This window comes from Sphingobacterium sp. IITKGP-BTPF85 (genome assembly GCF_001006065.1).
GTDB classification, from domain to species: domain Bacteria; phylum Bacteroidota; class Bacteroidia; order Sphingobacteriales; family Sphingobacteriaceae; genus Sphingobacterium; species Sphingobacterium anhuiense.
In genome coordinates, this window is the sequence record NZ_ASZT02000137.1 from 1 (window position 1) to 14,270 (window position 14,270).

The 14,270-nt window shown below is 37.2% G+C and carries 14 protein-coding genes and 1 pseudogene; all 15 read left to right on the top strand.

Annotated features, from left to right (window positions below):
• Positions 1-1,490, top strand: a 1,490-nt coding sequence (locus L950_RS20190) for a 4Fe-4S dicluster domain-containing protein (protein ID WP_021189354.1), incomplete at its 5' end; no start/stop codon positions are given.
• A gap of 29 nt (positions 1,491-1,519) precedes the next feature.
• Entirely contained in the window at positions 1,520-2,995 is a 1,476-nt protein-coding gene (gene nrfD / locus L950_RS20195; RefSeq protein ID WP_021189355.1) for an NrfD/PsrC family molybdoenzyme membrane anchor subunit, read from the top strand.
• A gap of 5 nt (positions 2,996-3,000) precedes the next feature.
• Positions 3,001-3,537 carry a DUF3341 domain-containing protein gene (locus tag L950_RS20200; protein WP_021189356.1) on the top strand — a complete coding sequence of 179 codons (537 nt, stop codon included), beginning with the start codon at positions 3,001-3,003 and terminating at the stop codon, positions 3,535-3,537.
• Positions 3,521-4,159 (top strand): c-type cytochrome, encoded by a 639-nt coding sequence (locus L950_RS20205; protein WP_380918722.1) that lies wholly within the window; start codon positions 3,521-3,523, stop codon positions 4,157-4,159. The genes L950_RS20200 and L950_RS20205 overlap by 17 nt, the downstream gene beginning before the upstream one ends.
• 19 nt (positions 4,160-4,178) lie before the next feature.
• The gene (locus tag L950_RS20210) at positions 4,179-5,414 is read left to right on the top strand and encodes a hypothetical protein (protein ID WP_021189358.1); all 1,236 of its coding nucleotides are present in this window, start codon (positions 4,179-4,181) and stop codon (positions 5,412-5,414) included.
• A 42-nt stretch (positions 5,415-5,456) separates the two neighbouring features.
• Positions 5,457-6,794: a cytochrome c oxidase subunit II gene (locus tag L950_RS20215; protein WP_021189359.1), complete on the top strand. Its 1,338-nt coding sequence runs from the start codon at positions 5,457-5,459 to the stop codon at positions 6,792-6,794.
• Between the two features lie 193 nt (positions 6,795-6,987).
• Positions 6,988-8,684, top strand: a pseudogene (locus L950_RS20220) (cbb3-type cytochrome c oxidase subunit I).
• Positions 8,685-8,760: 76 nt separating this feature from the next.
• Positions 8,761-9,804: a COX15/CtaA family protein gene (locus L950_RS20225; RefSeq protein WP_031287899.1), complete on the top strand. Its 1,044-nt coding sequence runs from the start codon at positions 8,761-8,763 to the stop codon at positions 9,802-9,804.
• A gap of 78 nt (positions 9,805-9,882) precedes the next feature.
• A complete protein-coding gene (gene cyoE / locus L950_RS20230) occupies positions 9,883-10,791 on the top strand; it encodes a heme o synthase (protein ID WP_021189361.1) in 909 nt (302 codons plus the stop codon).
• Complete coding sequence (locus L950_RS20235; protein ID WP_021189362.1) at positions 10,791-11,378, top strand: heme-copper oxidase subunit III; 588 nt, start codon at positions 10,791-10,793, stop codon at positions 11,376-11,378. The genes cyoE and L950_RS20235 overlap by 1 nt, the downstream gene beginning before the upstream one ends.
• A gap of 9 nt (positions 11,379-11,387) precedes the next feature.
• The gene (locus L950_RS20240; protein WP_021189363.1) at positions 11,388-12,122 is read left to right on the top strand and encodes a cytochrome c oxidase subunit 3; all 735 of its coding nucleotides are present in this window, start codon (positions 11,388-11,390) and stop codon (positions 12,120-12,122) included.
• A gap of 27 nt (positions 12,123-12,149) precedes the next feature.
• Entirely contained in the window at positions 12,150-12,527 is a 378-nt protein-coding gene (locus tag L950_RS20245) for a cytochrome C oxidase subunit IV family protein (RefSeq protein WP_021189364.1), read from the top strand.
• A gap of 109 nt (positions 12,528-12,636) precedes the next feature.
• A complete protein-coding gene (locus tag L950_RS20250; protein WP_021189365.1) occupies positions 12,637-13,260 on the top strand; it encodes an SCO family protein in 624 nt (207 codons plus the stop codon).
• A gap of 1 nt (position 13,261) precedes the next feature.
• Positions 13,262-13,804, top strand: coding sequence for a DUF420 domain-containing protein (locus L950_RS20255; protein ID WP_031287902.1), 543 nt, complete (start codon positions 13,262-13,264; stop codon positions 13,802-13,804).
• Between the two features lie 14 nt (positions 13,805-13,818).
• On the top strand, positions 13,819-14,270 hold a 452-nt coding region (locus L950_RS20260), incomplete at its 3' end, for a hypothetical protein (RefSeq protein ID WP_021189367.1).

Below are 14,270 nucleotides of genomic sequence, written 5' to 3' on the forward strand. Positions count from 1 at the left end.
AAAACCTTTGGACTTCAACTATTTTAGCTGGAAGTACAAAGAACTGGAATAGCGTTTTGCAAACAGGATTTGAATATAAAGGTGCAAAAACTGCAGCTTCTTATTCATTCGCTGGTAATGTAGAGGCTGCTGCTAGTGCTGCTATAGCAGCTGCTAAAACAGTAGTTGGTGAGTTCGAATTGAAATTGTATGAATCAAGTGCTTTACGTGACGGTAGATATGCAAATAATGCCTACTTACAAGAAGTTCCTGATCCGGTTTCAAAAGTAACTTGGGACAACTATGCTGCTATTAACCCTAAAGATGCTGAGAAATTAGGATTGGGTGAAGATGCAACAGTTACTGTTGAAGCTAATGGTTACAAAGTTGAGTTACCAGTTGTTCAACAACCGGGACAAGCTTTGGGTACTGTTTCAGTAGCTATTGGTTACGGACGTACTAAAGTTGGTAAGGCTGGTAATAATGTAGGTAAAAATGCTTACCCTTTTGCAAGCTTAGTTAATGGTACAATTCAGTTTGTAGCTAAAGCAACTATCGCTAAAGCGAATACGATTTATCAATTAGCGCAAACACAAACACACCACACAATCGAAGGTCGTAACATCATTCGTGAAACTACTTTCGCTAAATATTTAAAAGATCCTAACTCAGAGTCAGGCCGCTTTACAGATAAACACAAAACGTATGATTTGTGGAACAAGTATGAGCAACCAGGTCACAAATGGGTGATGGCAATCGATTTGAATGCATGTACAGGTTGTGGTTCTTGTATCGTTGCTTGTAACGTAGAAAACAATATCCCTGTTGTAGGTCGTGATGAGGTTCGCCGTCGTCGTGAGATGCACTGGTTACGTATTGACCGTTACTACACTATCGAAGAAGATGGTAATGAATATACAAAAGAAGCGGATATTGAAAAACTGAATAGTTTCGAAAATGTAACCGTTGTTCACCAACCGATGTTATGTCAGCATTGTGCACATGCACCATGTGAGACAGTATGTCCAGTATTAGCTACTGTTCACTCATCAGAAGGTTTGAACCATATGGCTTACAACAGATGTTTCGGAACACGTTACTGTGCGAATAACTGTCCATATAAAGTACGTCGTTTTAACTGGTTTAACTACTGGAATGATTCACGTTTTGACAACTACTTGAATAATGAGTTTACACAATTGGTATTGAATCCAGATGTAACGACACGTTCACGTGGGGTTATGGAGAAATGTTCGATGTGTATCCAACGTATCCAAGCTGGTAAATTACATGCGAAAATGGAGAACCGTAAAGTAAAAGACGGCGATATCCAAATGGCGTGTCAACAAGCATGTTCTGCAAATGCGATTATCTTTGGTGATGCTAATGATCCAGAATCAGAAGTATCTAAAGCATTACGCAATGAGCGTGTTTATTACGTACTTGAGGAAATCAATGTACAGCCGGGTATCGGTTATATGACAAAAGTTAGAAACACTTTTGAGGCGTAATCTTGTTCATTATTTGAAATAAAAATACTATGTCATCGCATAACGAATCAATATTAAGAGAACCATTAATGACCGGTAAGGACATTACGTATGCTAAAATTACGGATGATATCTTACTACCGGTTGAAAATAAACCGAATAAAGCATGGTGGATCGGATTCACTGTAGCCGTATTAGGTGCTTTATTATGGGTAGTCAGCGTTAGTTATACCTTTTGGACAGGTATCGGCGCTTGGGGTCTGAACAAAACTGTAGGCTGGGCTTGGGATATCACCGACTTTGTATGGTGGGTAGGTATCGGTCACGCAGGTACGTTAATTTCGGCCGTATTATTAATTTTCCGCCAGAACTGGCGTAACTCCATCAACCGTTCGGCAGAGGCGATGACGATCTTCGCCGTTATCTGTGCCGCAACGTATGTTGTAGCTCACATGGGGCGTCCTTGGTTAGCATACTGGATTTTCCCTTTGCCAAACCAGTTCGGATCTTTATGGGTTAACTTTAACTCACCATTAGTATGGGATGCATTTGCGATCTCTACATACTTCACAGTATCCTTAGTATTCTGGTACTGTGGTTTATTACCGGATATCGCGACTATTCGTGACCGTGCTACTGGTTTAAGACAAAAGATTTATTCTGTATTGTCTTTCGGTTGGAACGGATCAGTAAAAACTTGGCAACGTTTTGAGATTGTGTCAATTATCTTGGCAGGTATCTCAACTCCATTGGTACTTTCGGTACACACGATTGTATCTTTTGACTTTGCAACTTCTGTTATCCCAGGATGGCATACAACAATTTTCCCTCCATACTTCGTTGCTGGTGCGATCTTCTCAGGTTTTGCAATGGTGCAGACTTTATTGTTGATCTTACGTAAAGTAATGAATTTTGAGAATTATATCACGATGTTCCACATTGAAGCCATGAATAAAATTATCATGACGACAGGTTCTATCGTTGGTATTGCATATTTAACAGAGTTATTCATCGCGATGTATTCACAATCGGAGTACGAAATGTACGCTTTCCAAAACCGTATGTTTGGTCCTTATGCTTGGGCTTACTGGTCAATGATGACTTGTAACGTAATTTCTCCACAATTATTCTGGTTTAAGAAAATCCGTACAAGTATTCCTATTTCATGGATCTTATCAATCGTGGTAAACATCGGTATGTGGTTTGAACGTTTCGTAATTATCGTGACTTCATTACACCGTGATTATTTACCTTCATCTTGGGCTATGTTTTACCCAACTTGGACAGATGTTGGTATTTTCGTTGGATCGATCGGCTTATTCTTTACATTGTTCTTATTGTTCTTACGTTTCTTACCAGGTATCGCGATTGCAGAGGTTAAATTATTGCTGAAAAGCTCTAGTTTACAACAAAAAACGAAATTGGTTAAAGAAGGCGCATTCCCAGCTGAACAAGTGGAATACTTTAGAGATTCTTTAGGTAAATATGATTCGGTAACAGAACAAGAAATTAAAGAGTTAAAATAATAGCAATGGGCAATACAAAATATATATTAGGTAGTTTTGCTGATCCGGATGAAATGATGCATGGGATCGACAAATTGCAGAAAAATAATGTAAGCATCTATGATTGCTTTACTCCAATGCCAATTCACGGTATTGAAGATAAATTGGGCGTTAAACCTTCGCGTTTGCCTATTGCAGCATTTTGCTTTGGAGCACTAGGAACAACATTAGGATTCAGTTTATTGTACTATACAATGGTACACGACTGGCCAATGAATATCGGCGGTAAACCATCATTCGCTATCCCGAACTTTGTTCCAGTAACATTTGAGGTTACTATTTTAATCTGTGCCTTGGGTATGGTTGCAACTTTCTTTTATCGCAATCATTTATTCCCGGGACGTACACCTCGCGTAATGGATTTAAGAGCTACAGATGATCGTTTCGTTATCGCTATAGATGCTCGTGAGAACACAGACCATGCTTTGATCGATTCTTTATTGAAAGAGGCCGGTGCTGTAGAAGTTAAGTACAATGATAGAAAATATGTTAGTTATGAATAAGAAGAATTTACTAGTTACAGTATGTGCAGCTCTGTCGTTGACAGCAGTCGTTTCTTCTTGTGGTGACAAGACTACTCGTAGTACAGGTTGGGAGTTTTCTCGCAACATGTACGATCCGATTGCTTTCAATCCAGATCAACCAAACGAGAATTTTAAAAACAAGCAAACTGCACAAACACCTCCAAAAGGTACAGATCCGATCGGTTTTACCAGATTTGAATATGCTAACACTTTGGAAGATTACGAACGCGCAGGACGTGAAGTTACTAACCCTTTTGAGTTAACACAAGCTAGACTTGAAAAAGGCCAGGCTTTGTTTACTACTTACTGTGCTGTTTGTCACGGACCAGAAGGTAAAGGTGATGGTTCTATTACAAAAGACCGTGAAATTACAGATTCTAGAGGCACACGTAAGCTTGAGAATTTCCCTAATCCACCGTCTTATCATAAAACGGATGCTGCAAATTCTTCTCGTGGCGGTATGATGGCTGATTTGACAGATGGTAAGATTTACCATACGATTTATTACGGTCACAACTCAATGGGATCGCATGCATCGCAGTTGTCTCCTGAAGAACGTTGGGAAGTTGTTATGTACGTTCATGAATTACAAAAGAAATAATCTAACATCAGATAAATAAATGGGAACTCACAATCATCATCACGATTATAATTTCAACGAGCGATTCGAGTTTGCTGGTAAAGCAAAAACATTCAGTATCATCGCAATCGTTGTTGGTATAGCTGCAGTAGCCTACGGAATGCTTATGGGCGATCATATTCTAGTAGAGCGTACTTATGCTAACTTATTATTGATGGGTTATTATTTTACATGTGTATGTGCTGCTGGAGCTTTTTTCCTGGCATTACAATATGTAACACAATCTGCTTGGTCAGCTGGTATCATCCGTATACCTCAGGCTATGGCAGGTATTTTGCCTATTGCGTCAATCATTTTATTAGTGATTGTTGCATTGGGATTAAGCACTCACAATCTATACCATCACTGGTATGCAGAAGGTCTTACAGATCCGAATAGCCCTGCTTATGATAGTATCATCGCTGGAAAGTCATGGTATTTGAATTTTTCAGGTTTTTTAAGTCGCCAGGTAATTTTTATGGGACTTTATAGTATTTTTGCCATTATCTTAGCGAAATTGTCTTATAAAGAAGATTTAGAAGGTGGTTTAAATTCTTATAAAAAGAGCTTTAAATTATCAGCTATATTTTTAGTTATTTTTGGTTTTACAACTCCAATTTGGTCATTTGATACCATCATGTCATTAGAAGCACATTGGTTTTCTACGATGTTTGGCTGGTATAACTTTGCAGCAATGTGGGTTAGTGGTCTTTGTGTGATTACAATTATTCTAATTGTATTACAAAAAGCAGGTTACATGAACTGGGTAAATGAAAATCATTTACATGATCTAGGTAAATTGATCTTTGGTTTTTCTATCTTCTGGACTTATGTATGGTTTGCACAGTTTATCTTAATCTGGTATGCTAACATGCCTGAGGAAACTGTATATTTTTACAAACGTTGGGAGCCAGAATATAAACCATGGTTCTGGTTAAACATTGTTATTAACTTTTTAGCTCCTTTATTGCTTTTAGTTGATCGTGATGCAAAACGTAAGAAAAATGCCATGTTATTCGTTGCGATTTTATTACTTGCAGGTCACTGGTTAGATTACTATATCATGATTATGCCTGGTACAGTTGAATCTCACCGTGGGTTTGGTATTGTAGAAATCGGTACAGCACTTGGATTTGTAGGTTTATTTACATTCTTAGTAATGAGTAAATTGAGTAAACAAAGCTTAGTAGCTAAAAATCATCCGTTCTTGGATGAGAGTTTACATCACCAAATATAGTTTCGCTTTTAAAGGGATATTACGTAAAATCGTTATAAAGAAATGAGCTTTAAATTAAATAATAGATTCAAATCCATCTCAGGTTTGGTCCTTGCAATCGGGTTGTTATTCGCAGTCCCATCTTTTGCAAGCCAAGATTCTGTAGTGGTAGATACGACTAAAGCTACGGAAGCTGTTGCAACTAATGCAACAGCTGCTGGAGCAAATGTTGTCGATTCGGCTACAACTGCAAAAGCAGAAGTTGCTGCGTCAGCAGGTACGTCTACAACAAAAGTTGACGCCAAAGCTGCGGAGGTAGAGAAGAAGATAGACCCTCAAGTCTATAAAAACTTCATTTATTATGTTTTATTATTCTTAGTTATCTGTACAGTTGTTGCTGTTATTGGTAAAGTTATCTCAATCTATGAGTTAACAAATAAGATGAACAGAAAGCATAATCCTTTAGCATCAAATAGTTTCCAGGCATGGTTATTATTCATCTTCCTATTTGTTTTCTTAGGAGGTGTGTATTATTCATTCTCTCACTACGGTGGTATGTCTTGGAGAGATGCTGTAACAGAGCATGGTACGAAGATTGATACCATGTTTATCATTACAACAGTTATTACAACCTTTGTATTGATCATTACACACATTTTATTATTGACGTTTACGTTCATTTATAGAATGAAGAAAAATGGTAAAGCTTACTATTTACCACATAACAATACAATTGAAAAAATCTGGACAATTGTTCCAGCTGTTGTTTTGACGGTATTGGTATTATTTGGTTTCTTTACATGGAGATCAATTACAAATGTGCCAGAAGATTTGCAGAAATCTGCTCTTCAGATTGAAGTATTGGGTGAGCAATTTGCTTGGCATGTGCGTTACCCAGGTTTAGATGGTCAGATAGGAAAACGCAATTATAAATTAACGACTCCGACTAATCCTTACGGTATCGATTTCAATGATAAAACTTCATGGGATGATATTCAAGGTGCTGATATCGTGATTCCGGTTAATAAGTCTGTACGTTTCCACATCATTTCAAAAGATATTATTCACTCATTCTACATTCCTGATTTCCGCGTTCAGATCAATGCTGTACCGGGTATGACGAATTACTTCCAGTTTACACCTACTGTGACTACTGAAGAAATGCGTGAGCGTATGAATGACCCTAAATACGATTTTGTTATGTTATGTAACAAGATATGTGGTCAAGGTCACTATAATATGCAGAAAAAAGTAATAGTTGTTAGTGAAGCGGAATATAAAACGTGGTTAGCGACGCAAAATAAATATTTTACTGAGGATTTACAGAAGGAGTTTGCCGCTAAAGAAGTAAAAACACCTCAGTTAAAAGATAGCGTAAACGTTACTGCCTCATTAAATTAATTAGAATAATTGAATTTTAAAAACGAATATGTCAAGTACAGTTATTTCGCATAGCGCTGAGCATCACGATTCGCACGGACATCATCAAGAGTCATTCATCTCGAAGTATATCTTCAGTGGTGACCACAAGATGATTGCTAAGCAATTTTTGATCACGGGTATTTTCATGGCGGTATTTGCTATGATCTTATCCATCTTATTCCGTATCCAACTTGCGTGGCCGGATAAAGAATTTCCAATTTTGGAAGTATTCTTAGGTAAATGGGCTGAAGGTGGTCGTATTGCCCCTGATTTTTTCCTTTCTTTGGTAACCATACACGGTACCATTATGGTATTCTTCGTTTTAACAGCGGGTCTATCGGGTACTTTTAGTAATTTACTGATCCCTTATCAAATTGGTGCACGCGATATGGCGTCTCCTTTGATGAATATGTTGTCTTACTGGATGTTCTTCGTAGCTTCAGTTATCATGATTGCTTCTTTCTTTGTTGAAAGTGGACCTGCTTCAGCTGGTTGGACAATTTATCCACCGCTATCTGCAGTACCTACAGCAATTGCAGGGTCTGCTACAGGTATGACTTTATGGTTGGTAAGTATGGTTCTTTTCGTAGCTTCACAGTTGATCGGTGGTATTAACTACGTAAGTACAATCTTAAACATGCGTACTAAAGGTATGGATCTTTGGAAAATGCCTTTAACAATCTGGGCTTTCTTCTTAACTGCATCGTAGGTATGTTATCTTTCCCAGTATTAGTATCAGCAGTTGTTCTATTGATTTTTGACCGTTCATTCGGTACTTCTTTCTATTTATCAGATTTAGTTGTTCAAGGCCAGATTTTACCTAATGAAGGTGGATCTCCAATTTTGTTCCAACACTTATTCTGGTTCTTAGGTCACCCGGAAGTTTATATCGTTGTAATGCCTGCATTGGGTCTTACTTCGGAGGTTATCTCAACAAACTCTCGTAAACCGATCTTTGGTTACCATGCCATGGTTTACTCGTTAATTGGTATTACAGTTTTATCATTTATCGTTTGGGGTCACCATATGTTTGTGACAGGTATGAATCCTTTCTTAGGAGGTGTATTTATGATCACAACATTAATCATTGCAGTTCCTTCTGCGGTAAAAGCATTTAACTACATGGCGACATTATGGAGAGGTAACATCCGCTTCACTCCAGCGATGATGTTTGCTATTGGTTTAGTATCTTTCTTTATCTCAGGTGGTCTTACAGGATTATTCTTAGGTAATGCAGCATTAGATATCAACTTGCACGATACTTACTTTGTTGTAGCCCACTTCCACTTGGTAATGGGATCTGCTTCGATCTTCGGTATGCTATGTGGTGTTTACCACTGGTTCCCTAAAATGTTTGGTCGTATGATGAACACTAAATTGGGTTACTTACACTTCTGGATGACATTTATCGGTGCTTACTTGGTATTTTTCCCAATGCACTTTATGGGTATAGATGGGGTTCCACGTCGTTACTATGCATTTACAGAGTTTGCCTTCATGGAGAAATGGGTTTCAGTTAACATGTTAATTACTTGGGCTGCTATTGTTGCAGGTTTAGGTCAAGTAGCTTTCTTGTTCAACTTCTTCTACTCCATTTTCTTTGGAGAAAGAGCTCCTCAGAATCCTTGGAAGTCCAATACATTAGAGTGGACTACTCCAGTAGAACATATCCATGGTAACTGGCCAGGAGAGATCCCAACAGTACACCGTTGGCCGTATGATTACAGTAAGCCAGGACATGATGAAGATTTTATTCCTCAGACTGTACCTTTCTCAGAAACAATGAGCTCTAATTTCCTTCATGATTTCGAAGGTAATGAAGAAGCTGAGCGTATCCAGACAGAATGGGATGCTCAAAATAAAAAATAATTAAAAACGATATTTAGAGTAAGTTGTGCGAAATGACTTACTCTAAATATTATTGATAACCAAAAAGGTAAAAGATATGTTTCCAGCTGCTGAAAAGCGTTTTATTCGATCCAATTTCATTACAATAGTTGTTTTGTTTTTAGTGATTGTAGCTGGAGGTGTTGTACGTAGTACGGGGTCCGGAATGGGATGTCCCGATTGGCCTAAATGCTTTAATCGGATTATTCCTCCTACGGATGTATCACAGTTGCCGGTTGGTTATGAAGAACATTATATAACAGGTAGAGCTAAGAAAAATGAGCGATTTGCCAAGATGATTGAATTCTTTGGCTATCGTGATTTGGCAACTAAAATTCGTCATGACAAAAGTATTCTTGAACATGAGGAGTTTAATGTAGCAAAAACATGGACAGAATATGCCAATCGTTTAGTTGGTGTTGTTGCTGGCTTTTGTTTATTGTTTACAGCCATCTATTCTTTTACCTATATTAAATCGAAACGATCAATTTTTATTTGGTCGGTGGTTAATGTTTTTGTTGTTGTCGTTCAAGCTTGGTTGGGTTCGATAGTTGTTTCAACTAATTTAACACCTTGGGTGATTACAGTACACATGCTTCTTGCATTGGTTATTGTAGCAATCTCCATCTATACCTACTTTAAAGCAACAACATTACGGGATAAGTCAATCCTGATTAACCGAGATTCCAGTGGATTAAAAATGCTTGCCATCATCTCTTTAGTGTTGATGTTAGTGCAGGTTGTCTTCGGAACAGAAGTACGGGAAATTGTTGATATGTTGACAGCTTCCGGTATGCCTAGAGAAGATTTTATACAAAATATTGGCCAACATTTTGAAATACATCGTTGGCTAGCATATAGTTCTTTGATTTTAGTAATTGTATTGTTCTTTTTAGTGCGTACAAAGTTTAGTAGTAGTACAGTTCAAGCAAGATTTGGTACGCTACTCTTTATTTTAGTAGGTATTCAGATGTTATCGGGTATTGTCCTGGCAAGATTTGCTGTTCCTGCATTCGCACAGACAACTCATTTGGTCATTGGCAGTCTTTTATTTGGATGTCAATATTATTTGATGTTGTTGTTAGGAAAATCGCAACGTTAATTGAATGAATGAAATGGATGTATAAGGTAATTTAGTTTTTACTTTGTACAAACAATTAAAAAGAGGACATTTGTCGCTATGAAAGAATTTATTTCTGATTTCAAGAAATTAGTTAAGTTAAGACTGACATTAACGGTTGTTTTTTCGGCATCCATCTCTTTTTTGATCGGAGCAAAGCAACTTGGAGGGGATATTTTGTGGATCAATTGGTTGCTATTGACATTAGGAGGTTTCCTAGTGACAGGTGCAGCGAATGGTTTCAATGAGATTATCGAAAAAGATCTAGACAAGTTAATGACCCGTACTGCTGACCGTCCCCTTCCTTCAGGAAGAATGACAACTGGTCAGGCCTTGATTCTAAGTTTATTTATGGGAATCTTGGGAACTTTGGTTTTGGTACGTTTGAATTTTGTTGCGGGATTATTATCGGTGTTTTCCATATTGTTATATGCATTTGTGTATACGCCATTAAAAAGGAAATCACCGATTGCTGTATTTGTAGGAGCTTTTCCTGGTGCATTGCCACCTTTGATTGGTTATTTTGCTGCATTTAGTCAAGATGATTTAGCAATCTACAGTCAAACGAATGAAAGTGCAATCATTATGATTCCATTTATTTTGTTTGGAATTCAGTTTTTGTGGCAATTCCCACATTTCTGGTCTCTAGCATGGGTGATTGATGATGATTATAAACAGGCGGGTTTTAGGTTATTGCCAACGACCAAGCGTGATAAGATTTCTGCTTTTATGGTCTTTCTTTCAGCATTGATCATGATACCAGCAGCATTTCTTCCCATGTATTATGGTTTCGGAGGCTGGATCTTTACAGCTGTTTCTGCGATAGGGGGTGTGTTCTTTGCTTATTATGGCTTTCAGCTTTTTAAGAATCAGGATATTGCTTCGGCGAGAAAAGTGATGTTTACCTCATTTTTTTATCTGCCTATTACGCAATTAGTGTTATTATTTGACTTTATACCTTTGAAATAATGTTAAATCAAGGAGTACAACAAACTGACGAGAAGTTAGTATCGCGTAAGGCTCAAAAATTTACCCTATGGTTGGGGATGCTGGGTATGTTTATGATGTTCGCAGCATTGTCCAGCGGTTTTATTGTCTATACAGCAAGTGGTGTTGATAAAGGACTTAAAACATTATTACCAGATACTTTTATCTATAGTACGATGGCAATTGTTTTAAGTAGTGTTACCATGCATTTTGCTTATAAGGCAGCGCAGGTAGGTAATTTGGCTAGACAGAAAGCGTTGCTTTTTGCTACCTTAATTTTGGGAATTATATTTTTTGCGCTACAGGTTTATTCGTGGGAAATATTAACAGAAAGAGGCGTTTATTTTGTGAATAACAATGCGTCACAGTCTTTTGTTTATGTTTTTACAGGAATGCACTTAGCACATATTATTGCGGGAGTGATCGTGTTGATTACCGCTTTAGTGGGAGTATTTAAACCACTTCCTCCAGACGGCAATCAATTCCGCATGAATTTAGCCACTATTTTTTGGCATTTTCTCGATCTTTTGTGGATTTATATATATGTTTTCTTACTTTTGAATCAATAATAGTAAACAATGAGTACAACTGTATCACAATTGGATAAGGTAAAAACCGGTCCATGGAATGGTGGAAAATCACCTTGGAATTTGGAATACGGAAAAATCATGATGTGGTTTTTCTTAGTTGGGGATGCCTTTACATTTTCTGCGTTTTTGGTTTATTACGGAACGCAACGATTTGCACATAGTACATGGCCAGATGCGGATAAGATTTTCCAATCTATACCAGGTATTGCAGAACACGGACAACCTTTAGTGTTCGTTGGTATTATGACTTTTATTTTGATTATGTCTTCTGTGACTATGGTTTTAGCTGTAGAAGCAGGGCATCGTAACTCTAAAAATGAAGTAGTAAAATGGATGTTATGGACAATACTTGGTGGTATTGCTTTCGTAGGCTGTCAAGCGATCGAGTGGACTCACTTACACCATGCTGGTTTCTGGTTTGGTCAAAACCCGGCAACAGGTTTAGAGGGTGATGCTATTAAAGATGCTTTGCAACCGTATTTTACACATGATATCTCCTATACTTCAGCGTTGCAGTTTGCCAATCTGTTCTTTACGATCACAGGTTTTCACGGTTTTCACGTTACTGTAGGTATTATCTTAAATATTATCGTCCTGTGCATGACTTTGAATAACACATTCGAGAATCGCGGTTCGTATTTAATGATTGAAAAAGTAGGTTTATACTGGCACTTTGTGGATTTAGTTTGGGTGTTTGTATTTACATTCTTCTATTTAGTATAATTATAAGTTTTTAATTTTAGAAAAGCTATGTCACAACATCACGATAATATTGCTCATGAGGAGCACGGACACGGAGAAGGAATGGATAAAAAAGGCATTTGGAGAATTTTCTTCGTCCTTTTAGCATTAACTGCTGTCGAATTCTTAATTGCATTGGGATTTGTTCATCATTGGCAAATCTTAGCAAAAGGTGCTTTAGTTAATACCATCTATATTGTATTAACATTAGTAAAAGCTTACTATATTGTCGCTTACTTTATGCACTTGAAATTTGAGAAATCCAGTTTCATCGTTACTGTAAGTATTGTATTTATCTTCATTATTTATTTTATCATTTTAATGCTAACTGAAGGTAACTTCTTATTGAATGATTTGCATCCTCACCAGTTGTGGGAAAATAAATAGAATAAATGGGTAAAAATACTGGTAAAAATAAAGGTATTCAAACTATCATGATCCTGCAATAATATTATTATTGCCAGGATTTTTGTATGTAGTGCTGAATAGAACTGGGATGGCGAATTCGTATTCTACTTTGCCAATATTCGGTCAAAAAGAAGTTCCAGGTACTACTCATCGTAAATGGGGCCGAGATATCATGGATACAATCTATCATGAGGTTCCAAATATGTCATTTATCAACTACGATGGCAAACCCGTTGATCTGTTTGGTAAGGATAGCGCTATTACTGTTGTACATCTTTTTTATTCGAGAGATAAGTCGTTTTCGACAACAATGATTAATAGCCTGAATAAGATATCTGGAGAGTTTAGACATAATAAGATGATTAAGTTCTATTCTGTTTCTGTCGACACGACTTATGATACACCCGATGTATTAAAAAATTACATTAAGAATATCGATCCCTCAGATAAAAGATGGTACTTTGTAAGTAAGCCGAGTTCGGATATCTTTAAATTTGCAAAAGATGGTTTACTGCAAGATGCTTTAGCTACAGCAGATAAAAATAATCCTTTTGTTGTGGGGTCATCTTATGTTTTGATTGATACGAAACGTAGAATCAGAGGATTTTATGATATCACGATGAAAAAAGAAGCGGAACGCTTAAGTGATGAGGTTAAATTATTGGTTGTGGAGGAAATAAGAAATCATCCTCCAAAGATTGAAACTAAATAAAATGGGACAAACAGCAGAAGAGAAGAAATATAACAAGTGGATCATCGTTTTATCAGTTGTTATTCCACTTGTAGTGGCGGCTTTGTTTGGCGTTAATTTACGCAAATTAGGGTATGATGTAGAACCTTTGGGATTTTTGCCTCCTATATATGCAACGATCAATGGTATCACTGCGATATTATTGTTCTGGGCAGTCCTAGCGATTAAAAAAGGTAATCGTAAATTACATGAAAGATTAATTAAACTTTGTGTATGTTGTTCTGTTGCGTTCCTAGCAATGTATGTAGCTTATCATATGACCGCTAACTCTACACCATACGGTGGAGAGGGCATATTACGTCCGATATACTATTTTATATTAATAACACATATAGTATTGTCTGTTATTATTATCCCTTTTGTACTAATTACTTATGTAAGAGGTATTGCCGGGTCGTATGAAAGACATAAAAAAATAGCACGTATTACTTACCCGATGTGGTTATATGTAGCGGTAACGGGTGTTATTGTATATTTGATGATTTCACCATATTATGTTCACTAATTAATTCAAAAGTTATGACAAGTGCGTGGGTATATCAATCAAATCGTTTCTTTACTGATGATGAAGCGTTATTGATTCAAAACAGGTTGGCAGATTTTGCCGCAGGCTGGAAAGTGCATGGAGAACCTTTATCTGCTCAGGCGGAGGTTAGGTATAACTTGTTTATTGTGCTATCCGTGGATGAGCAGATTGCTGCAGCATCTGGTTGTTCAATTGACAGTTCCGTCCGCTTTTTGAAGACACTAGAAGCAGATTTTGATATTCAGCTTTTTGATCGTATGAACGTTGCTTTTAAAAAGGAAGGTCAGTTGCATGCTGCATCCAGATCTGAATTTGAAAATTTAGTAAAAGATGGTCAGATTGACGACACAACTGTTGTCTTTGATAATACGATCACCTCTTTAGCGTCTTTAACTGATAAATGGCAGATTCCTTTTGGAGAAAGTTGGCATAAACGAGTGTTTGG